At 58.6% G+C, this 21,629-nt stretch carries 24 protein-coding genes and 1 other RNA gene; 16 read left to right on the top strand and 9 right to left on the bottom strand.

Going from position 1 to position 21,629, the window contains the following annotated elements:
* Positions 1-73: 73 nt before the first annotated feature.
* Complete coding sequence (locus tag HDE78_RS01245) at positions 74-3,241, bottom strand: Rne/Rng family ribonuclease (protein ID WP_179476703.1); 3,168 nt, start codon at positions 3,239-3,241, stop codon at positions 74-76.
* Positions 3,242-3,577: 336 nt separating this feature from the next.
* On the opposite strand from HDE78_RS01245, the gene HDE78_RS01240 reads away from it, so the two are divergent.
* Positions 3,578-4,576 carry an RluA family pseudouridine synthase gene (locus HDE78_RS01240; protein WP_179477098.1) on the top strand — a complete coding sequence of 333 codons (999 nt, stop codon included), beginning with the start codon at positions 3,578-3,580 and terminating at the stop codon, positions 4,574-4,576.
* On the opposite strand, the gene HDE78_RS01235 is transcribed toward HDE78_RS01240, so the two are convergent.
* A complete protein-coding gene (locus HDE78_RS01235; RefSeq protein WP_179476702.1) occupies positions 4,577-4,918 on the bottom strand; it encodes a 4a-hydroxytetrahydrobiopterin dehydratase in 342 nt (113 codons plus the stop codon).
* A 150-nt stretch (positions 4,919-5,068) separates the two neighbouring features.
* On the opposite strand from HDE78_RS01235, the gene HDE78_RS01230 reads away from it, so the two are divergent.
* Positions 5,069-5,677, top strand: coding sequence for an NfuA family Fe-S biogenesis protein (locus tag HDE78_RS01230; protein WP_179476701.1), 609 nt, complete (start codon positions 5,069-5,071; stop codon positions 5,675-5,677).
* Positions 5,678-5,771: 94 nt separating this feature from the next.
* Here HDE78_RS01230 and HDE78_RS01225 read toward each other — a convergent pair whose 3' ends face one another.
* Positions 5,772-6,125, bottom strand: coding sequence for a cytochrome c (locus HDE78_RS01225; RefSeq protein ID WP_179476700.1), 354 nt, complete (start codon positions 6,123-6,125; stop codon positions 5,772-5,774).
* Between the two features lie 18 nt (positions 6,126-6,143).
* Positions 6,144-6,467, bottom strand: coding sequence for a cytochrome c (locus HDE78_RS01220; RefSeq protein ID WP_179476699.1), 324 nt, complete (start codon positions 6,465-6,467; stop codon positions 6,144-6,146).
* 287 nt (positions 6,468-6,754) lie between these two features.
* Between HDE78_RS01220 and ssrA the strand changes: the two genes are divergently transcribed.
* The 11 genes from ssrA to HDE78_RS01165 all read left to right on the top strand — a co-directional run bounded on the left by ssrA (position 6,755) and on the right by HDE78_RS01165 (position 15,697).
* Positions 6,755-7,109, top strand: a transfer-messenger RNA (tmRNA) gene (gene ssrA, locus HDE78_RS01215).
* Positions 7,110-7,272: 163 nt separating this feature from the next.
* Positions 7,273-8,493, top strand: a complete 1,221-nt coding sequence (locus tag HDE78_RS01210) for an integrase arm-type DNA-binding domain-containing protein (protein WP_179476698.1) — start codon at positions 7,273-7,275, stop codon at positions 8,491-8,493.
* A gap of 114 nt (positions 8,494-8,607) precedes the next feature.
* On the top strand, positions 8,608-8,976 hold the full coding sequence (locus HDE78_RS01205) for a hypothetical protein (RefSeq protein WP_179476697.1): 369 nt from the start codon (positions 8,608-8,610) through the stop codon (positions 8,974-8,976).
* Entirely contained in the window at positions 8,973-9,299 is a 327-nt protein-coding gene (locus HDE78_RS01200; protein ID WP_179476696.1) for a hypothetical protein, read from the top strand. Before HDE78_RS01205 ends, HDE78_RS01200 begins: the two co-directional genes overlap by 4 nt.
* Complete coding sequence (locus HDE78_RS01195; protein WP_179476695.1) at positions 9,296-9,475, top strand: hypothetical protein; 180 nt, start codon at positions 9,296-9,298, stop codon at positions 9,473-9,475. The genes HDE78_RS01200 and HDE78_RS01195 overlap by 4 nt, the downstream gene beginning before the upstream one ends.
* Before the next feature lie 106 nt (positions 9,476-9,581).
* Positions 9,582-10,334 (top strand): hypothetical protein, encoded by a 753-nt coding sequence (locus tag HDE78_RS01190; RefSeq protein ID WP_179476694.1) that lies wholly within the window; start codon positions 9,582-9,584, stop codon positions 10,332-10,334.
* A 314-nt stretch (positions 10,335-10,648) separates the two neighbouring features.
* Complete coding sequence (locus HDE78_RS20920) at positions 10,649-10,972, top strand: helix-turn-helix domain-containing protein (RefSeq protein ID WP_179476693.1); 324 nt, start codon at positions 10,649-10,651, stop codon at positions 10,970-10,972.
* On the top strand, positions 10,969-11,268 hold the full coding sequence (locus HDE78_RS01180; RefSeq protein WP_179476692.1) for a CHC2 zinc finger domain-containing protein: 300 nt from the start codon (positions 10,969-10,971) through the stop codon (positions 11,266-11,268). Before HDE78_RS20920 ends, HDE78_RS01180 begins: the two co-directional genes overlap by 4 nt.
* Complete coding sequence (locus tag HDE78_RS01175) at positions 11,265-13,391, top strand: DUF3631 domain-containing protein (protein WP_255457539.1); 2,127 nt, start codon at positions 11,265-11,267, stop codon at positions 13,389-13,391. The genes HDE78_RS01180 and HDE78_RS01175 overlap by 4 nt, the downstream gene beginning before the upstream one ends.
* A complete protein-coding gene (locus HDE78_RS01170) occupies positions 13,388-13,744 on the top strand; it encodes a hypothetical protein (protein ID WP_179476691.1) in 357 nt (118 codons plus the stop codon). Before HDE78_RS01175 ends, HDE78_RS01170 begins: the two co-directional genes overlap by 4 nt.
* 66 nt (positions 13,745-13,810) lie before the next feature.
* Entirely contained in the window at positions 13,811-15,697 is a 1,887-nt protein-coding gene (locus tag HDE78_RS01165; protein ID WP_179476690.1) for a hypothetical protein, read from the top strand.
* 504 nt (positions 15,698-16,201) lie between these two features.
* Here the strand turns inward: HDE78_RS01165 and HDE78_RS01160 are convergent.
* The 4 genes from HDE78_RS01160 to HDE78_RS01145 all read right to left on the bottom strand — a co-directional run bounded on the left by HDE78_RS01160 (position 16,202) and on the right by HDE78_RS01145 (position 19,032).
* Positions 16,202-16,615, bottom strand: a complete 414-nt coding sequence (locus tag HDE78_RS01160) for a hypothetical protein (RefSeq protein WP_179476689.1) — start codon at positions 16,613-16,615, stop codon at positions 16,202-16,204.
* A gap of 328 nt (positions 16,616-16,943) precedes the next feature.
* The gene (locus HDE78_RS01155; RefSeq protein ID WP_179476688.1) at positions 16,944-17,297 is read right to left on the bottom strand and encodes a CopG family antitoxin; all 354 of its coding nucleotides are present in this window, start codon (positions 17,295-17,297) and stop codon (positions 16,944-16,946) included.
* 5 nt (positions 17,298-17,302) lie between these two features.
* Positions 17,303-17,614: a DUF4258 domain-containing protein gene (locus HDE78_RS01150; RefSeq protein WP_179476687.1), complete on the bottom strand. Its 312-nt coding sequence runs from the start codon at positions 17,612-17,614 to the stop codon at positions 17,303-17,305.
* Positions 17,615-18,147: 533 nt separating this feature from the next.
* On the bottom strand, positions 18,148-19,032 hold the full coding sequence (locus HDE78_RS01145; protein WP_179476686.1) for a metal-dependent hydrolase: 885 nt from the start codon (positions 19,030-19,032) through the stop codon (positions 18,148-18,150).
* Between the two features lie 142 nt (positions 19,033-19,174).
* Here HDE78_RS01145 and HDE78_RS01140 point away from each other — a divergent pair, with 142 nt between their 5' ends.
* Complete coding sequence (locus HDE78_RS01140; protein WP_179476685.1) at positions 19,175-20,239, top strand: AraC family transcriptional regulator; 1,065 nt, start codon at positions 19,175-19,177, stop codon at positions 20,237-20,239.
* A gap of 100 nt (positions 20,240-20,339) precedes the next feature.
* Here HDE78_RS01140 and smpB read toward each other — a convergent pair whose 3' ends face one another.
* Complete coding sequence (gene smpB, locus HDE78_RS01135) at positions 20,340-20,831, bottom strand: SsrA-binding protein SmpB (RefSeq protein WP_179476684.1); 492 nt, start codon at positions 20,829-20,831, stop codon at positions 20,340-20,342.
* 83 nt (positions 20,832-20,914) lie between these two features.
* Here smpB and HDE78_RS01130 point away from each other — a divergent pair, with 83 nt between their 5' ends.
* Together HDE78_RS01130 and HDE78_RS01125 are read left to right on the top strand one after the other, a co-directional pair.
* On the top strand, positions 20,915-21,346 hold the full coding sequence (locus tag HDE78_RS01130; RefSeq protein WP_179476683.1) for a type II toxin-antitoxin system RatA family toxin: 432 nt from the start codon (positions 20,915-20,917) through the stop codon (positions 21,344-21,346).
* Positions 21,339-21,617, top strand: coding sequence for an RnfH family protein (locus HDE78_RS01125; protein WP_179476682.1), 279 nt, complete (start codon positions 21,339-21,341; stop codon positions 21,615-21,617). The genes HDE78_RS01130 and HDE78_RS01125 overlap by 8 nt, the downstream gene beginning before the upstream one ends.
* Positions 21,618-21,629: the final 12 nt, after the last annotated feature.

Here is a 21,629-nt window from a genome sequence, read left to right as displayed (position 1 = left end):
CTTTCTATCAGCCAAGAATCAGGCAAAAAAAACCGGGCGAACGCCCGGTTTTTTTATCCGAAGAAGCTTCCCATCACTCCTTCAAATCGTCCTTGCGCTCGTGCTCTTGCTCGGTCGTATCCTTGGCATGCGCTATTTCGGGCTTGCCGAAGCTTGCCTCAACGGCATGAGACGTCGCTTGCGCGAGCAGATCGCCCTGCTTGGGCAGCGGCGCCACGGGTACGTCGACCTTGATCTCGTTGGAAGTGTCGGTATGCACGTCGTCAGCCACGACGGATGTAGCGACGGGTTCGATCGCCTGCACCGGGGGAAGCGCTGATTCGGAGGCATTCACCAGGCTGACCGTCGAGGCCTGATCGGTGCTTTCACTGAGGTCGGCGAATGCTGCGATCGACTGCCGGTCGAGCACGGCGTCGGCAGGTGACGTTGAAAGCGTCTTCGGCTCTTCCGCCGCTGCACTAAAGGGCAGCGTATGCGAGGAGTCTGCCTGGGTAGACGCTGGCGGCGCCTTGACCGTCAGCTCGTCGGCATGATTCACCGGTTCGGAAGGCGCTGGAGCGCCGGCTTGGTCGGGAATCGGCGGAAGCGTCGGCAGGTTGAAACTGGTCGCCGCGGGCAGGGTCGTTGTGGCGACGTCGTCCGTCACGACATCGCTTTTCGGCGTCGCAGGCGCCAACGCATCAGCCGGAGCCGGCGAAATCAGCGCCGGCGTTTCATCGGCGGAAGCACGGGCATCATGGCTCCGATCTCGTTTCGGTCCTGCGGAGGGACGGACAGAATCGGAGTCGTCAGCAGCTACAGGCACAACGCGCGTAGGCCGGGTATCGCGCGCAGCGGCCGGCTTTGGCAGCTCAGCTTTTTCCGTCGGGTCATTGCGGTCTTCGTCGTCCAGCCCGGCTGCCTCTGCCGTGTCCAGCGCTGTTCCCGTCGATGCGGTTTCGTCATGCCGGCGCCGGCGACGACCACCGCGACGGCCGCGGCGGCGACGTGACTGACTGCCGTCGGCATCGAGCTCTTGCGCGCCAGATTCGGGCGCTACCGACTGAACCGGCGTCGCGGTCAGCTGGGCTTCTTTCGCGATGGTTTCCGGTGCCTCAGCCGGCGTCGTAGAAGCATCGTTCAACGGCTGCTCGGTCACGGCTGGGCGAGGCTGGCGCTCGGCCTTGGGCTGCTGCGGTGGATTGGGCTTGCGCTCGGCGCGCGGCTGATTGCCGTCGACGTTGGCAGGCTTCGGCTGCCGCTCCGCCTTGGCCGTTTGCGACGACTGCTGCGGCTGGCGCGACTGTTGGCCGTCATTGTTGCGCTGACGGTTGTTCTTCGGCTGCTGCTGGGATCCGGGCTTCGGTCCGTTTTGTGCCGACGAATCGCGGCGCGGCTGCTGCTGACGCGAACCGTTGCTCTGGCCACTGTTGCTGCGACCAGAACGCTCGTCGCGACGGCTGTCGCGCGAAGCGTCGCTGTATTCCGTGCGCGGTTTGGGGGCGGGAGCCGGAGCCGGCGTTTCAGCGCCACGGAACCAGCCCAGCACGCGCGACATCAGGCCGCCCGAAGAGGGAGCCGCCGCAGCGGCGGTGGGCGCCTGACGGACGGCAACGGGTGCTTTTGCGACGGCGGCTTCGGCGACTTCCTCGCGCACCGGCGCGGGGCTGGCGGGCATGATGCCGCTCACCGCGGGCTGTTCGCTGCTGCCGAGCGTCTGGCCCATCTTGGGCAGTCCGGTGGGCTCGACGGCGGTCAGGCGCTCATAGCTGGGCTTGCTGTGCTCGCCCATGTCCGCTTCGCGGATGCGCTGGATTTCGATGTGCGGCGTCTGCAGCTTCTCGTCGGCGATGATCATCACATGCACCTTGTGGCGCATTTCGATCTCGACCACGCTGGCGCGCTTTTCATTGAGCAGAAAGTTGACCACGCTGGACGGCGCCTGCACCAGCACCTGGCCGGTGTTCTCCTTCATGGCGTGCTCTTCGATCAGGCGCAGGGTCGACAGCGCCAGCGATTCCACGCCACGGATGTGGCCGTGGCCTTCGCAGCGTGGGCAGACGATCTGCGACGCCTCGCCCAGGCTGGGGCGCAGGCGCTGGCGCGACATCTCGAGCAGACCGAAGCGCGAGATACGACCGACCTGGACGCGGGCGCGATCGTGCTTCAGCGCGTCCTTGAGTTTATCTTCTACGTCGCGCTGATGCTTCGGGCTGTCCATGTCGATCAGATCGAGCACGATCAGGCCGCCGGCATCGCGAATACGCAGCTGGCGGGCGATTTCCACCACGGCCTCGCAGTTCGTATTGAACGCGGTTTCCTCGATATCGCTGCCCTTGGTGGCCTTCGAGGAGTTGACGTCGACCGCGGTGAGCGCCTCGGTCTGATCGATGACGATCGAGCCGCCGGACGGCAGGCGCACCTGACGATCGAAGGCATTCTCGATCTGCGTCTCGATCTGGTAACGGGTGAACAGCGGGGTGTCGTCTTTGTAAAGCTTGAGCTTGCGCAGGGCGTTCGGCATCACCTGCTGCATGAAGTCGCGGGCGTCGTTGTAGAGCGACTCTTCGTCGACGAGAATTTCGCCGATGTCCGTGCGCAGGTAATCGCGCAGGGCGCGAATGAACAGCTTGGACTCCTGATAAATCAGGAAGGGCGCCTTTTGCGACATGGCCGCCGCGGAAATCGATTTCCACAGCTGCAGCAGATAATCAAGGTCCCACTGCAGCTCTTCGGCATCGCGACCCAGACCGGCGGTGCGGACGATCAGGCCGACGTCATCGGGTACGGTGACGTGGTCGAGCGCTTCTTTCAGTGCCTGCCGGTCTTCGCCCTCGATCCGCCGCGAGACGCCGCCGGCTTTGGGGTTGTTCGGCATCAGCACCATGTAGCGGCCGGCCAGGCTGATGAAGGTGGTCAGCGCTGCGCCCTTGTTGCCGCGCTCCTCCTTTTCGACCTGGACGACGACTTCCTGGCCTTCCTTGATCAGCTCACGGATGCTCGCCTTATGCGGGTCGAGCCCGGTGGTGAAGTAGTCGCGGGAGATTTCCTTGATCGGCAGAAAGCCGTGACGTTCGGCGCCGTATTCGACAAAGCAGGCTTCAAGTGATGCTTCAACGCGGGTGATGCGGCCTTTATAAATATTGGATTTTTTCTGTTCCCGCGAAGGGATTTCGATATCAAGGTCGTACAGGTTCTGGCCATCGACAATGGCCACGCGCAACTCTTCACGCTGAGTCGCGTTGATCAACATACGTTTCATGGTGGTTTCCTCAGCTTTGCCGCGCGTCGCGCGCCTCGGTGGCGCCTGCGAATGGCGGCCTGCCGGGGATCGCGCCGCAGCGGTTAAGCGGCAAAATGACCAACGCCGATACCGGCGCCGGGATGATTCGGTCAACTACGCCTGCCGCCTCAATGCCCGATGGCACCGGACAACGGCAGCCCGAACCGTTACGATGAAAGGGAGTCGAGGCTGGATGCCAATCGGGCAACCGCCGCAATCCTCGCCGACGTGACGGGCCGTCATTCGACCCGATCCAGACATCGGTGGGCAAAATGTGGCGCCCGCCGAGTATCCTATTTCACCAGGTTTTTTTCAATGCAGACGGTAACTTCCCCCGACGCACCTCAAGGTGTACGTCAAGTAGCGATCGGCCCCGAGCGCGATGGTCAGCGGATCGACAACGCCCTGGTCACCCTGCTCAAGGGCGTGCCCAAGAGCATGATTTACCGGCTGCTCCGTACTGGCCAGGTGCGCGTGAACGGCAAGCGGGCCAAGCCCGATACCCGTCTCACCGATGGCGATATGCTGCGCATTCCGCCGGTTCGCGTGGCCGAGCGACCCGAGGGCAAGGGGCCTGCGACCGGCATGGTGGCGCAAGTGGCCGACGCCATCATTTTCGAGGATAAACACTTTCTGGTGATCGACAAGCCAGCCGGCATTGCCAGCCATGGCGGCAGCGGCGTGAGTCATGGCGCCATCGAGCTGCTTCGCGCCGCGCGGCCGCAGGAACACCTTGAGCTGGTGCATCGGCTCGATCGCGATACCAGCGGGGTGCTGGTTTTCGCCAAGACTCGGTCGGGGCTGACCGGACTGCAGGCGCTGATCCGGGGCGGCGAGGTCACCAAGCAGTACCTCTGTTTGATGCTCGGCCACCCGTCGAAGGCCAAGTTTGACGTCAACGCGCCGTTGCTCAAGTCAGTCATGCAGGGCGGCGAGCGGATGGTGCGGGTGGCCGACAACGGCAAGCCCTCGCTAACGTTTTTTCGTGAAATGGAGCAATACCCCGCCGCGCGTCTGATGCAGGCACAGCTGGGTACGGGGCGCACTCATCAGATCCGCGTCCACGCCGCCCATATCGGGCACCCGCTTGCGGGTGATCCCAAGTACGGCGATAAAGAGATGAACAAGCGGTTCAAGGACATGGGACTGAACCGGATGTTCCTGCATGCGGCGCACCTGAGCTTTGAGCTGGAAGATCGCTCATACAGCTTTTCCGCCCCGTTGCCGGATGACCTGAAGGACTTTCTCGACGTGCTTTCGGTCAAAGGTAAGCGGCTGATCTATACCCTGCCCAAGTCCCGCACCGACTTTTGACTAGCGCGCCAGCAACTGTTCGACCCGCGCCGCGCAGATAAAGTCGTTCATCGACAGACCACCGACATCGTGCGTCGACCACAGCACCTGGCAGTGGCCGTAACCAGCCTCGATATCGGGATGGTGATCTTCATGGTTGGCCATGAAGCCCACCGCATTGATAAAGCCCAGCGTGTGGTGGAAGTCGTCGAATTTGAAGTCTTTTATGATGGCCGCCTCATCATCGCTGAGCTTCCAACCCGGCAGCTGCTTGAGCAGCGTGGCCACTTTTGCGGCGTCCAGTGCGTGTTCCTTGCCCTTCAGAGGCCGGCAATGGTGTGTGGCTAGATCGTTGGTGGTCATGGGTATCTCCGGTGACTAAAAGAGCTGCCAAGCGTCGAGTGTGAATGCCGGAAAGTCAAAGGCGCGCATCGGCGCGCGAAACAGGACTAAAATGGTGCTGTTTCGCCTGCGTATGACGGCAGGCGTTGATCAGATTTTCGCGGAGTAGACATGATCGAGATTTCAGAGCGCGCCCAACAGCATTTTCTGCGGCTGCTTTCGCAGCAGGGCAGTGACGGCATGAGCATCCGGCTGCGGGTGACCCAGCCGGGTACGGCAGCGGCGAACTGCGAGCTGGAATTTTGTGAGCCGGCGGATCTACAGGGTGGTGAGTGGACCATCGAGTGCAAAGGCTTCGATTTTCATATCGATGGCGACAGCGCGCGTTGGCTGGAGGGCGCCACGATCGATTTCGAAACCAATGCCACCGGCGGCCAGCTCAATATTCGTGCGCCGAAGATCAAGGGCGAGGTGCCGTCGGCCGAGGCTGGCCTGATCGAGCGTGTGCGCTACGTGCTCGATGCCGAGATCAATCCCCAGCTGGCTTCGCACGGTGGTCGAGTCACGCTGCTCGAAATCGATGCAGAGGGCGCTGTGCTGCTGCAGTTCGGAGGAGGCTGCCATGGTTGCGGCATGGTTGACGTCACTCTCAAGCAGGGCGTCGAAAAGACCTTGCGCGCTCGCGTGCCTGAGATAACGGCGGTTCGAGATGCCACCGATCACTCGGGTGGAGAAAAACCTTATTACAGCAAGACCGAAGGGCGTTCCGCGCTCGGTTGAGTCATTCCTGCGGGCCCGCGGTCGCACGAACTCCAATATAAAAAGGCGCGCAATTGCGGGCCTTTTCGATGTCGTCGCCGATCGACCGGCGCAGTTATTTGTCGCCGCTGACGTGTCCTTCCAGGGTATCGAGCTTGGTGGGCAGGCCAGAGAAATAGGCCGCGATGTCTTCGATATCCTGGTCTGACAGAGTTGCGTCCATACCTTTCATGATGGCGTTGTTGCGCCGTCCGTCTTTGTATTCGTGCAACGCCTGTTGGATGTACTCATCGTACTGGCCGGCCAGGCGCGGATATTGGGGGTCGACCGCATTGCCGTCGGTGCCGTGGCAGGCGAAGCAGGTGCCCGCCTTCTTTTTGCCGTTCTCGGCATTGCCGTTGGCCAGCAGCTGCGTGGACGCAAACGCCAGGATGGCACCTAAGGAGAGCAGGGTGAGCGCACGGGTCATGCGAAGAGTCCTTAACGACTACTGAGCGAGGCTGGAAAGGTAGGCGGCGACGTTCTGGATGTCCGTATCGGACAGGCTTTGCGCCTGCGCCCCCATGGTCGGATGCGTGCGGTCACCGCTCTGATAGCCATGCAGGGCGTTGATGATGTACTGCTCGTTCTGCCCGGCAATCTTCGGCACCGGATACTGCGGGTATGCATTGCTGTAGCCGGGCACGCCGTGGCAGCCGGCGCAGGTGTAAACCAGCTTTTTGCCGGCTGCCTTGTCGCCCGCGGCATGCGCGCCCGCGGTGGCCAGAAGGGCAGTGGCCGCGGCCAAGCTGAGTAGTTGCAGTCGGGTCATCGAGATCAGTCTCACGATTGCGGCGAATTCGCGGTCATGTAAGCGACCGAGTATAGAGGTTGCGTCGCGGCCCGAACAACAGTCCGGAGGCTTTCGCCGCATGACCGATGCCGCTGCGCGCGCCCGCTGTACTCTGGAACGTGTCGTGCCTATAGAAACACGCCTACGGCCGCTGCGATTCCGCCTTTTTCGCAGCGACTTATCCATCTGCGGCCCACAATGACACGGATTCGATTGATGATCGTGCCGTCGTCCCCATATACTCGGCAGGTTAAATCGTTTTCCCCGGGGGTGTTCTGGCTTCGACGGGGGTAGTGAGATGACTTGGTGCATGCCGAGGGGGCAGCTTTCCTCGTAAATCCAGCAGCAAACTTCTAGTTGCCAACGACGACAACTACGCTCTCGCCGCTTAAGGCGTAAGCCCCGAACCCACTTGTGCTCGTGCTTGTCGGTGTAGGGTCATTATCACGAGATCGCCGAAGACTGCCGCCTGGCGGTACTAGGTCAAATCAATCAGGCTGGTTCCGCGGTGCGCTTTGCCCATCGTGCTTGTCGCGGAACGAGATCGAACGTTGAGCTAAGCATGTAGATCCGGGCGTTGAACGCTCTCGGACGCGGGTTCGACTCCCGCCACCTCCACCAATTTAGTGTGCGACGCAGTCCAACGAAGGCCGGTAACCCAAGCGAAAGCAAAGGTTCCGGCCTTTTTTGTGGCCGATAGTGTCCAACGATGGTTGTTGCAATCCGGGGGCAGCTGGGGGCAAGATCGGGGGCAATGGGCCATTTGGCTCCGAGGGTTGCCCCCATGACGCTGACGGACGTTGCCATACGCAGGGCTAAGGCCACCGACAAGACCCAGCGTCTTTTCGACGGTGGAGGCATGTATCTCGAGCTCTCGCCCGCTGGGGGCAAGTGGTGGCGTCTGAAGTACCGGTTTGGGGGCAAGGAGAAGCGGCTTTCCCTCGGCACGTACCCCGATACGGGTCTCGCTGATGCGCGTGAGAAGCGCGACGCTGCCCGCAAGCTCTTGGCCGGTGGCGTTGACCCGAGCGAACAGAGAAAGGCGACAAAGGCTGCCGGCAATGAGCGCGCCGCCAACAGCTTCGAGGTGATCGCGCGGGAGTGGCACGCCAAGCAGTCGGCGAAATGGGTCGATCTGCACGCCAGTCGAATCATGCTGCGGCTGGAAAACGATATCTTCCCCTGGCTCGGGAGCCGGCCGATCGCCGAAATTTCCGCGAAGGACTTTCTGTCCACGGTCAACCGCATCGTCGACCGCGGCGCAACCGAGTCCGCCCATCGCGTGCTGCAGAACTGCGGGCAGGTCATGCGCTATGCCATCGCAACCGGCCGCGCCGAACGCAATCCTGTCGCCGATCTCAAGGGCGCGTTGCCGGCAGTAAAACAGACTCACCACGCTGCCATCGTGGAGCCTGGCGCAATAGGGGCGCTGCTCAGGTCGATCGATGGTTACCAGGGTTCGTTCGTCACGAAGTGTGCACTGCGATTGGCGCCGTTGCTCTTTGTTCGACCGGGCGAACTGCGCCAAGCCGAGTGGGCGGAGTTCGACCTAGACGCTGGGCTATGGAATCTCCCGGCCGAGAAAATGAAGATGCGCGAGCCGCACATCGTGCCGCTCGCGCCGCAGGCAGTCGCGGTATTAGTTGAGCTGAAAAAGCTGACCGGAAAGGGCCGCTACGTCTTTCCCAGCGGACGTGGGCCGCAGCGACCCATGAGCAACAACGCGGTGTTGTCGGCACTGCGCCGCATGGGCTACGCCACCGAGGAAATGAGCGGCCACGGCTTCCGAGCGATGGCGCGTACTGTGCTCGATGAAGTGCTGCACTTTCGGCCTGACTATATTGAGCATCAGCTAGCGCATGCCGTGAAAGATCCGAACGGGCGCGCCTACAACCGCACGGCTCACCTAGCCGAACGCTGCAAGATGATGGTGGGGTGGGCGGACTATCTGGACGGCCTGCAAGCGGGCGGGACGGTGCTGCCCTTCAAGAACAAAGCTGGCTGAGTCGCAATCGTTGCGACGCAAGCATGAAGAATCGGGCATTGCCCGGTAAGCGGCGGAACCGGGTGTTACGAGCACCCGGCCCGCCTTCCACAAACGTTCGATAGGAGAACGATCATGGCAGCTGAAAGAGTACAAGACAGCCAACGTGAAGCGATAACAAAATGCTGCAGTGATATGCAGTGGAAAGAGCTGGAAAGCGTTATAGGTATTGGCGTTCAGCGCCGCCTTGCGACTGTTGACCGCTCGCTATTTGCCAGCAACCAGATCATGCAGATGTTGAATCAGGATAGGCTGGGTAAGAACGATGCTCGCGATGAGGATGGTGTTATCTATCAAGGCTTCAGCGCGGTTGAAGAGGAAGCATTGACCATGGCGATGATTGAGCTCGGTAGCTGCGCGCAAGAGGCTCTTGCTCAGGTTCGCGATAATGATTCGGGATGCTGGGGCAGACTCTTGAAGATTAGAGACGGAGCGCAGTCATGAGCGAGCTCGGAGAGATCGAAACAGCCAAGAAAGAGTTTTGCGAAGTCTCGCGCGTTGACAAGAACTTGCTGATGGTCAACGAAGGGCTGCCCGGGATCTACGCGCTGCAGCAAGCCATCTGCTTACTCGAAGCCATCAAAGACATCGCGCACGAAGGCGTCCAACAAGAAATGTCATGCAGCACTGCGTGGCTAGTGGGCTTTGCCACTGATACAGCGCAGGCGCTATTGCACAGCATTGAGCCAGGCGTTGAGCATGGCATTAGATCCGCACTAGCAGCAGACAAGCCGTTTACATCAAAGGTTGCGGGAGCGTCGCCATGAGCGCGCAGATCATTCCCTTCCCAAAGCGGAAAAAGTGTCACGCCACGGTCAAACGCGAACCGGTTTTCGACATCATCTCGATGGCACCGCCCAAGCGAAAAAGCGATTTTTATGATGAGATGTTTCAAAACCTTCTTATCGCGTCCCAAGTTATCAAAAAAGAGGATGCGCCTTAGTTCCAAACCCGTTAACCACTTCATGCTGCGCCTAGGCTGATCCCCGAAAACCTGACACCTTCTCAGGCTGGCGCGGCGCCCATTGAAGGGCGCCGAAGGTGCGCGCATGTCTGTCTCACTTCCGAATTTCACTGATGCGCAACTCTCACAATTGAAAGATCTGGGAGTGATTCCCGAGCAGGTAGAGAATCTACGTTTTGCTGTGGCTCTGACTAGAGCTGAGCTGAAAGATTCGGCGGCCAGAAATGATGTTGCTGAATTATTGAGGGAAGTTGGTGAGCTGGCTGAAAAGCTCGCGCTACGCTTACGTGCTTTAGTTTCCCAGCGCGATGTGGCTCACTCCGCCGCCCACTCGTATATCGAAGTTGCCTATTGGGCTAAGCGCGGAAACGACGATGGCCCAACGTCTTCTCACCATCTTTGCCCAAGCCTAGACGCGCTAGGGGAATCTGCGCGCGAGTCACTAGCCCTGCTGCCTTCAGGTGCAACAAGACACAGAACTGCCAGTCATAGGCCTATCGAGCATATTGATCGGGCTCTGCGAGACGGATGGAGGCGCGCTCACGGATCAGGCGTTTCAGCCTACGGAACTCCGACAAATGTTCCGCCTCCTTACCCTGGCAAGCTGAAACCTTCAGTTGGCACCTCGGAAAGTAGGGTATTTCGTCAAATTTGCGGCATCTGTTATGAAGCCGCTGGATATGGAATAGACCATGATCCGTTACGCGCCATCAAAACTTACATGAGGATTTGCGGGGTAGAGCGACAGGCGCGAATTGTCGAATTGCATAACGCAATAGAAAGTAGTCGAATCGCAACACCTAGGATAAGGAAGAACAGAACGTCTAAAAAAACTTGACGTTCTGTCCTATATCCCACTCAGGACGGCGCATAACGTCCGTAACCGTCCGGCCAATAACGGCTAACGAGGGACGGCGCGATGCAAGAACGTTCAACACTCCCCGATACTGGCTTTCTTCGACTTGCAGAAATAGTTGGAAAAGCAGCCACCAAGACCGCGCCGGCTATCCCGGCCATCATCCCAGTAAGCAAATCCACATGGTGGGCTGGTGTTCGCAGCGGGCGCTATCCACAACCGACCCGCGCACTTGGTGCTCGGATAACCGCTTGGAAGGTTGAAAGCATCCGAGCGCTAATCGAGCAGGCGTCCACATGAGCGCCCCCCAGATACGACGAAGCCCCGCGGGCAAGGCAGGGCTCCGAGATCGCAATCAGAACAATTCTGTTTCGGATCATATCACCGATACCAGCACTGCTGGACAGCGCCATCGGCTGCTGGCGACGCTGCGCCACCAGTCGATTACGACAATCGACGCACGGCGCGATCTCAATGTGATGCATCCGGCTATGAGGGTACGGGAGCTGCGTGAGCGTGGGCACAACATTGTTACCCGGTTAATCGACATCCATGATGACCAGGGCCGTCCTCATAGTCGCGTAGCCATGTATTCGCTGATTAGCGGAGCCGCGACATGATCAGGACGACTTCGCATATTCCTGCCAACTGGCGTGATCGTCTGCCTGACGCGGCGACGTATTACGGTCAGCATGTTGCAAAACTTGGCAAGCCTAACGGAACCGGATGGGCGCAAGGTGTCTGTCCCTTCCACGACGACCACAACAAGAGTCTAAGCGTCTGCATCACCGGTGATCGCGGCGGCTGGCGTTGCTTCGCAGGTTGCGGTGGTGGTGATCTGCTTGGCTTCCATTCCCGCCTTCGTGGTCTGGAGTTTAAAGCGGCGGTGCGCGAGCTTCTGAGCGGTGCCGCATGAATGCCTTGTTGAAGGTCGAGCACCCCAAAGAGGCGGCAGCTCGGCTAGCTGCGGGCGCAGTCCGTGATGGCTATAAGCCCCAGGCTTTGCACGTCTACGCCGACGCAGATGGAAGGCCGTCTTACTGGCGCATTCGATGTAAGCACCCCGAAACAGGCGAGAAATGGACAAGGCCAATGCGCTGGAATGGCGCAACGTACGTCGTCGGCGAACCGCCTGCGTCTGCTAATGGAAAGCTCCTATATCGTTTGCCTGAGCTACTAGCCAATGCTGCCGCGCCGGTACTCATCGTTGAGGGTGAATGGTGCGCCGATCATCTGCACAAACTGGGTCTGACGGTCACAACGTCAGGCAGCGCAGCAAGTGCAGCCGGTGCCGACTGGTCGCCACTGGAAGGTCGCCGCTGCATCATATGGCCAGACAACGACAAGGCAGGCAGCACCTATGCCGATGACGTCACAGCCCAGCTGCGTGCTATGGGCTGTTCGGTCGAGCGCATCGATGTGGAAACACTCGGACTGCCCGACAAAGGCGATGCGGTGGATTGGCTGGCGATCCACCCAGATGCCAGCGCAGTGGAAGTACTTGCATTGGCAGGCCCTGCAGTGGACGCGGCAGCCTCTAAGCCTGATCTGATTGGCGAAGCTTTGGCCAAAATGCCGAACGATGCCGGGGCGCTGTTCGAACCATCGGTACTTCTGGCCATCATGGAAGTTCGACAGACAGATGCGGCCAGTTACGCACGCATACGTGCCGAGGCAAAAGCCGCAAAGGTCAGCGTCGGTGAACTCGACCGACTGACGGCACCGGTACGCGAATCAACAACCGACAAAGTGTTTAGCGATGTTGACCCTTGGTTCGAACCTGTCGATGGTTCGGCGTTGCTTGCTGATATCTGCAAGACGTTGCACGAACACGTCATTGCGGACGGCCCAACGATAACCGCCGCGGCCTTGTGGTCTATGCATACCTGGTGCATGGACGCGCTTACGGTGTCGCCGCTGGCCCACATCACGGCACCCGAAAAGCGATGCGGTAAGACGGTCTTACTCACTGCGCTTTCCCGACTGGCCTATCGTCCATTGCCGGTCAGCAATATTTCGCCGGCTGCACTCTTTCGGAGCATGGAGCTGTGGCAGCCTACTTTGCTGATCGATGAGGCTGACACCTTCTTACGGGATAACGAAGAGGCACGCGGGCTGATCAACTCGGGCCTGTATCGAGAAACCGCCTTCGTTCTTCGCACGGCCGGCGACGAACACACACCGACCGCGTTTCGTACTTGGGGTGCAAAGGTGGTGTGTGGCATCGGCAAACTGGCCGACACCATTGAGGATCGGTCTATACCTTTACGCATGCGTCGCAAAGTACCCGGTGAGAGCGTCCACAATATCCGTCTGTCAGATCGCCAAATCTGGATGAGCCTGCAGTCACGTATGGCCCGATGGGCAGATGACAACCGCGACTGTATCAGCTGCGCCCGCCCACTCTTCGCTCATGGCCTCAATGACCGCGCCCAAGACTGCTGGGAGCCGCTCCTAGCGATTGCGGATATATGCGCAGGGGAATGGCCAGGCAAGGCTCGGGCGGCAGCCCTTGCGCTTCACGGCGTGGAAGAAGAGACGCCAAGCATCGGTGCGGAATTGCTACGTGACGTAACCGCCGTATTTGATCGTCGCATGACCACTCGGCTTGCTACCGCGATTGTGATTGAGGAACTGACCAAAGACGATGAACTGCCTTGGTCGACGTGGAATCGCGGCCGTCCAATATCGCCTCGGCAGCTATCAGCACGTCTGGGCGAGTTCGGTATCAAGTCGAAGAATTTAAAGATGTCCAACGGATCGGTTCCCAAGGGTTATGACTTGAACGACTTCCGAGATGCGATCCATCGTTATCTTTCCCCTGGCACCCCCGTTTTATCCGCTACTCCGCTACAACCGCATAGCAGCGCGGTTTGCGAGACATTTGCATCCGCTACCGCACCAGCACAGGTAGCGCCAACGAATGCCCCACGAACCGCATTGCAGAGCCAAAGTAGCGTGGTAGCGGATAAAAACACCCCTTCGGCAGAAAGGAACGTTGAGCGCTCAAACGCAACCCTTGAGGTCTTGGATATATGAGCGTCATCGCTCTGATTCGCGAGTGCAAAGCGGCCGGCATTCGTTTGCAAGCAAGAGGCGACCGTCTGCATGTTGAAGCACCTGCAGGCAGTCTTACACCTGAGTTACGGCAGGCCTTAAACGACCACAAGGCCGGCGTACTTGCATTGCACGCGATCCGCGCTCGACTGCGCACCATTGCGTCAAGCCTAGGAATACCGCGCACCTTGGTGGATGAACTGCCAATCGAAGAGTTAGACACGGCTGCAGAACAGGCCGCGCTATGTGATGGAAAACAAGACGATGAAGGTAATCCGCTGACGCATTCACTGCTTGTTTTTTACCTGCGCGAACTAGCTAGAAAAGTGCAATAAACGATCTCTCGGTGGTTTGATAGTTGAGCCATCTGAGAACACACTTAATTTGAATTTGGAGCCGACATGACCAACATATTTGACCAATTCGATGGGTTTCCGCCTGCTTCACCAAGCCAGGCGTGGGGAGCGAATGATGCGGTAATTACTCCGGCGCCAGCTTCTTCATCGCCTAAGGCGACAGGAGCCTCATCGTCTACGGCAATCGCGGCTCCAGCTTGGGGCGCGAATGACGTCGTTATTTCGCCAGCGCCAACAGCACAAAACACCACAGCGCCGGCTAATCCATTTGATCAGTTTGATGGTCATCCGCAGACGGTTTCCGTGCCTGTGACAACAGCACAAAGCAATCCATCATCGGCATCAAATTCACCTACGGAATCTCCTTCTATCGGTGATCAGTTGGCTCGATCCTTCACACTTGCCGGTCGAGGCTTAGCCCATGGCGCGATGGGCGTGGTCGGATTGTTCAACGACCCTATTGTGGCGACCGTCAACGCAGCGGAAAGCGGACTTGGTGTTGATCCAAAATATCGGCTTGGCAACACGTCGCAAGCCACTGACATGGCTCTTAACGCTGCCGGTGTCCCCAACGTTCAGCCACAGAATGGCGAGGAGAGGCTAGCTAGTGATCTTTCATCGGCGCTTGGTGGCGTCGCCAGCGGTATCGGCTTAGGCGGTGTTTTAGGCGCATCTGCCAATCCAGCAGTAGCAGCAATAGGCAACACACTAGCGGCCAATCCAGGTACACAAGCTGTCTCAGCTGCTTCAGGTGTTACAGCATCAGATACAGCCAAGGAAGCAGGCGCCAATCCACTGTGGCAATTGGGCGCGGGTATAGCCGGTGGCATGGCACCGAATGGACTGAGTGCAGGAACGGGGGCGGTTACAAGGTATTTGGCTGGTGATATTCCCGCTGTCCGGCAGGCACTAGCTCAGCGCGCCAATGATTTGGGTATCGACATCACGGCTCCCCAGCTTTCGCAGTCCGTGCCGATGAAAGTTGCTGATTCGGTAACCTCGCAGTTCCCATTTAGTGGCGCGCGTTCCTTTGCAGCAAAGCAGCAAGGCCAGTTCAACAACGCCATTGCAAAGACAATTGGTTTACCAGGTGCGAAAGCGATCACACCGGATGTATTCGACGCGGCTAAGAGTCAGGCATCTAACGGTTTCAATGCACTCTGGAACAGAAACAGTCTGAGCATGTCTCCGAACGATTGGAGCAACCTTTCATCGCTTGCAAATGAAGCTCATATTTATGGTGGGCCTGATGCAGGTACGATGCTTGGCGGTGCAATTGATCAACTCGCCAATGTGCAGAGCAAGCTAGGAAATATCCCTGGCGCGGCTTTTCAATCGATTGATTCCGCACTAGGTAGGGCTTCGGCCGCAGATGGACAGACTGGCCACTACGCCGGGCAATTTCAGGATGCGTTGCGCGACATTATGCAGCGAGGCATGAGCCCATCAGATGCCGCACAACTGCAAGACCTTCGCGGTACATGGCAAAACATCAAACAGCTGACACCGATTGTCGCTAGCGCCACGGACGGGAATATCCCTCCGGGTCGGCTTATGGGCGCTGTCACCAGCTCGGGAGCTGGCAAGAACGCCATGGCCACGGGAAGACGAGGTGATCTTGGCGACTTGGCGATGATTGGTCAGCACTTCCTGAAGCAGGCCATTCCTGATTCGGGTACAGCGCTGCGTAGTAATGCAACAGATGCAGTGAAGGGTTTGGCAGCCCTCGCTGCGGGTGTGCCTACCGTAGGCATTCCTACCGTAGCCGCAACGCTTGGAGGCGCTCGTATGGCGTCCCAGGCAATGCGAAGCCGGACATTTTATAACGCGCTCATGCCACAGCAGCAGACTCCAGCGGTAACCAACGCCTTGTCATCCTATCTCGGCACGATTCCTGTTCAGCAAAATGCGATTAGCAATCCAAGCCATTAATGTCTCTCTCGCGAATGTTTAGTTACAAAGCGCGCGCATGAATAACTTTGGATCGGATGACCAATGCGCGCGAGCGTGAATGACTTTCGCCAGTAGTACGCGCGATCCCGAATAACTCTGGAGGTTCTATGGCATCCAAACCTGTTAACAGCATTCTCCACGCGGGCGCGATCGAGTTAGCCGGCTTGCCTAAGTGGGCTGTCGACTATTTGGCAAAGCATCGGAAGCTGGCCGCGCATATGCGAGTCCCCTGTGGGGGACGCCGTCGCTGTGATGGCAAACCCTGCGAGGCACCCAGCGTTCCCGGCAAGCGCCGCTGCAAATGGCATGGTGGTTATTCAACGGGACCACGTACTGCCGAGGGGAAAGCCAAGGTTGCGGGGAATCTTCCAAGGCGTTCAAAGCAGGCGGTCTGCCACTGAGCGAGTTTCCCATCTCTTCGCCCGCGTGCGTGCGCGCGAATGACTTTAATGCACTAGGGGATAGTTTGAGATCTAGCGACGGTTAGGACGTTTCAAGATTCGCCCCTGGCGTACGCTTCTTCTCAAAATCCAGTTCAGCGTTAAGCATTGTGGACAGCAAAAGGATTGCCAGCACAATGAGTGAAACGATCAACGGGCCCCCATCGAGTTTGAAGCGTACCAAGACGATGAAATAGAACGTGCCGATGAGAAAGCAGCAAGCAACAGTCCGCGCCAGAAGGCTTGCTACGTACAGCCACGTCCACCGCCACGGCCATATCTTGTCTTTGGACAATGACTCGAAACCCAGATAGACCGCACCCACGAAGAGTGCCCCAGAAAGGATTGCATCGACTAGCTTTGCCATGGTGAGCTGCGCAAACGGGATATTTGAGATATCGCCCGGATAGACATACATTCCCCATAAAACTAGCAACACCGTGCCTAGTAGGTACATGGCTCCTCCCGCCTGTTCCTTTCACTCCATGGAGTATCGCTCACATCGGGCGCTGACACATCTTGTGCGCGCTACCCCAGTAGGGGCGACGTCATCAGCATCTAAGCGGCGCGTCAACGGCCGACCAGTCGGCCAGCAGGTCCGAAGCAAAGGGATTTGGCGCGTTTTGGCTGTCGGGGCATGGCCGCAGGGTAGGCGGATGCAGTCTCAAGGGATGCGTTCGCTTTCACCGTCCGCCAGAAGCCATATTGCTGGTAGGAAAATGCTTACGACCAAAGCAGACAAAAAAACCCGCCGAAGCGGGCTTTTCAACGCAAATCGGTGAGGGCTATGCGGACTTTCGCAGATCTCCTGCCAAAGATGGCAGCTTCTCAACCTCTTCTTCACGCTTCTGAGCCTCGATCAATCGCTCATTGAGGATGGTCTTAATCTCACCAACCGCCCAACGCTGCAGCAGATCACGAACCATCGGCTGATAACCGATTCCTCGGTACTTTGCGATTTCTTTCAGTACGTTGATCAAATCCTGCGGCAGCCTCATCGAGATCGGCTGCATGTTTGTCCCGGTTGCGCGCTCAATTGCAGCAGTTTCTTCTGCATCAGCACGTTCAGCGGTGCTCTCATTGAGTCCGAGCACACCTTCTTCCCAGTTCGCATCTGATCCAGGGATTTTGTTGCCCATATGTATTACTCCTCCAAAGGCCAGCATGACGGAAGGTTCGCAAGCCGGCGGTATAGTTCAAGATGTTTGTCGTTCTTTGGTTCGAAAGCGGTTTTTATCTGTAAGTCGCCATTCCGGCGCACAAAACACACTTTCAGCATGCGGTTATGGTTTGTCGGGGCCATAAACCAGTGTGTTGGAGGATCGGTCTGGTGCTCTTCCGAAGTGTCCACGAAATATGCAGCCTCGCCGTTCGCGAAACATTCCAGCACTTCCTTCTGCGATACCTGATGCTTGTCGCGCAGCTTCACGATGACATCTTGGTGAAAGTTGATCATCTTCGCTTCTGGTTTCCATTACCCGGCCGATGATTGTATATACGTTTTCGTATAGCGGCAACATGCACCACTGGCTATGTATATACAAGCACTTTCTATAGATATGTGTCGGAAGTCATGTTCTCAAGATAGTATGGACAGTCGCTTTAGCGTCGTTCAGTCTTTCCAACCATCAGACAATCAAGCGCTGGCATAGGTTGATTTGCTTCCGTTCGCCAATATAAATCCCGAGTTAAAAGGCAGTTGTGTAAGTTACAACCGTCAAGCTGTGGGGGCATATTTGGGGGCATGTTGGAATGGTAAAGCCGAGAAACCATTGCTTGATAAGGTTTTCGGGCGATCGTTCAATAGACGCCACCCCAATTTAGTGCGCGACGCTGTACAACGAAGGCCGGCAACCCTAGCGAAAGCAAAGGTTCCGGCCTTTTTTGTGCGCGTATTGTCGGCTTAAGAGCTTGCTGCAATCCGGGCTGGAAATCGCGAGAGCGTCTCTGCCCTCTGGTCTCTTTCAAGCGGCCCTAGGTGCAGCTCCTTCAACGATGTGCCGCCGCGAGCAGCGCATCGCAGGCAAGAGCCGGGCTGCCGGTGCGCTCGTAGGTATCCACCCAGCTGCGGTAGTTATGGATCACCGGTTGATCGTTGGGATGAAAGCCGGGCTTGAAGTAGGCCAGCAGTTTGGGAGTCAACGATCCGAAGACGCCTTTTCTGGGGCCATGAATCCACAGAAGATTCTTGATGTGCAGCCACAGCCGCTCCGGCCCGGAATAGCCATCGGCCTTGAGCATGCGATTGGTGATGGAATACGAGATACCCAGGATGTCTTTGGTGAACACCACCATCGCGGCAACGCGCTTCCAGTAGCCCACTTTGGCGATCTTGCGCATGACATCGAAGGCTACCGACTTGTGCTCCATTTCCTCGATGGCATGCCAGGCCAGCATGGCACGCATGCGTGGATTCATTCCTTCGGTAGTCGACACCTTGGCGAAAAACGCCTCGGCCAGCATCGCGGTGAAGTGCTCGGCTGCTGCCGTCAGCGCCAGATTGAACTTCGGCGAGTAGATGCGCATGCGCCGGGCGATCAAGGCCTTGATCTGATCCAGCAACGCCTCGACCGGCAGGCCCTGCGCTTCAAGCAACTGGTTGTAGCGCGTGTGGGCCATGCCGTGCTGACCCTCCTGGCGCGTAAAATCGCGGACGGCGACTTGCAGCTCGGGGTCCGTGATCTGATCGCGAAATGCCCGTACGCAGGTGATGAAGTAGCGCTCCCCGTCGGGGAAACTGAGCTGTACGGCATCTACGTAGCGCGATTTGTAGGCATCGCCGCGATACCAATATTTGGGAATGCTCGCATCCAGGCCGAAGTCTAGATTTTCGCGGGGAACGATGGTTTCGCTGTAGCTGATAGCGGCAGGCATGAGGTATTCCTCTGCTATTTCATTGTGGCTAGGCTAGGCGGTCGCCTACGGGTAGGCTATGCCGCGTGACGCCAAAATATGTCTTTTGGCGACAGCTGCGTTAAAGTCGTCGCCCAGAGACTCATGCGAGGCGTAGCGGCCGATGACGGCGGACAATGGCGATTCCGTTGAGAAAGGCGACGGCCACGGGGGGCGTTCCATTTCCTTTCGCGACGTTTCTCTTCTCGCGCGAGTCGCAGCGCTTTGCGGCTTCGATATCGAGTCGGTGCTGTCGGACGTCGGCATCCGGGTGTCGGACATGCAGGACGACGGCGACCCGGGCGATGTGCACCTGATAACCACCATGATGGATTTCGGCGTGCGACGCTCCACCCGGGCCTACTTTCCCTTTGCCCTCGGCGAACATTACGCCTTCGAGCACACGCCGGAAGTACAGACCTTTCTGGCCACCTGCAGCTCGTTGAGGGAGGCGCTGTGGCTGCTGGATTTTCTGCCGCATTTCGTCCACCCGAGCATGACGGCGAGGTATGACATCGCCGGCGATCGCTTCACGATCTATTTCGAGCTTCATGACGCTTCAGGCGCTCTTGTCAGCTCGCCGGGCCTGACCGAGACCGTGCTTGTCGTTCTGAATCGCGTGCTGAACCAGCTGTTGGGCCAGCATTCCTGTCCCGACATCACGTTCCGACATCGGCCGATGACGAACCTGGCTGCCTATGAAAAGCAGTTTGGCTCGCTTCCTCGCTTCGGCGGCAGCTTTGACGGAGCCAGCCATCCGCTGGGGTTGCTCGATCACCCGATACCCGGCAGCTCGCCGGCGCTGCACGCCAAGATGCGACTGTTGCTGGAGCAGCGGCTGAAGCAGCTGCAGGAGGTGGATGGTCTCGAAAAAGCGCTTTCCGGCTTGCTGCGGCACTCGCCCGCGATGACGGTCGGCCAAGCGTCGAAGCGACTGGGTATCGAGACGCGCACACTGCAGCGCAGGCTGAAGAAAACCGGCAGCTCGTTTGCCGCCATCCAGGCGCAGGCCCGGTTTCAAGCGGCCAAAAATATGCTGGCCGATCATGATTTGGACATCGATACGATCGCGCTGAAGCTGGGTTTTGCCGATCGCACAACCTTCAGCAAGTCGTTTTCAAAGTGGTCGGGGCTTCCGCCGGCGACCTATCGTCGGGTGCGAGCGAGCCAGGGCGCTGACCGCCGGTGATAACTTGCGCCCTTGATGAGCGAAACCGTCCGGAGCCTTTGCCGGTCAGCCTGACGAGTTGGGCGTAGGCGCGGCCCAACATCGGCTGGGAGTTTTTCGATCAGGCGCCGCGATTGTGCGAGCGCATGGTGCGCTGCTTTTCGATCTGCCAGTCGCGCTGCTTTTCGGTGTCGCGCTTGTCGTGTTCCTGCTTGCCGCGTGCCAGGCCGATTTCGACCTTGACCTTGTTGCCCTTCCAGTACATGGCGGTAGGGACCAGGGTGTAGCCCTTGCGCTCGACGGCGCCGACCAGCTGATCGATTTCCTTGCGATGGAGCAGCAGCTTGCGCGTGCGCCGGTCTTCGGCAATCACGTGGGTGGAGGCACTGATCAGCGGCGGGATCGACGCGCCGACAAGAAAGACTTCGGCATTCTTGGCGACAGCGTAGCTCTCGCCGAAGTTGATGCGGCCGGCTCGTAGCGCTTTCAGCTCCCAGCCCTGCAGGGCGATACCCGCTTCGTAGCGTTGATCGATGTGATATTCGAAACGCGAGCGTTTGTTGAGCGCGATAGTGCCGCCGCCCTTGTTGTCTTTGTCCTTTGCTTTAGCCATGTCCGTTAAACTCGGGCTTAGTTGCCCTGATGCCGGATCGACCGCATGTCGGGTCGAATCCTGCGTGATATGAAGAGGCTGCCATGATCGAAATTCGCCGCAGCGCCCTGGTGAATTACTCGCCGGCGCAGATGTTCGACCTGGTCAATGACGTCGAAGCATACCCAAAGCGGTTCGCTTGGTGTGCGGGTGCCGAAGTTCTGGAGCGCGGTAATGATGTGCTGGTGGCCAGACTCGATCTCAAGTTTGCCGGGTTTCGCCAGAGCTTCACCACGCGCAATACGGTAAATCCGCCGGCGCGCCTGCACATGAGTCTGGTCGACGGTCCGTTTCGCAGCCTGGACGGGTTATGGGAGTTCATTGCCCTCGGCGACGTGGGCTGCAAGATCAGTTTCGCGCTGGATTTCGATTACGCGGGCCGACTTGGCGGTGGCGCCATCAAACTGGGATTTCAGGGACTGGCCAACCGGATGGTCGACGATTTTTGCCGCGAGGCCGAGCGGGTTTATGGTTGAGCGCGTCATCACCGTGGAAGTCGTTTATGCCGGCGCCGATCGCCATCATCTGCGACGTGTCGACGTGGCTGAAGGCTGCACCGCGCTTGAAGCGATCGAAGCGTCCGGTATCGCCGACGCCATGCCTGCCGGAGTCATGCAGGGCGACCGGCTGGGAATTTTTTCCAAGCGTGTGCCCTCTGATCACGTCGTAGAACAAGGCGACCGGATAGAAATCTACCGGCCGCTCGTGCTCGATCCGATGGAGGCGCGCCGAAAGCGCGCCCGCTGATCCGGGCGCGCG

The sequence above is a fragment of the Rhodanobacter sp. K2T2 genome (assembly GCF_013408815.1).
Lineage (GTDB): Bacteria > Pseudomonadota > Gammaproteobacteria > Xanthomonadales > Rhodanobacteraceae > Rhodanobacter.
This window is presented reverse-complemented; position numbering and strand designations above follow the sequence as displayed.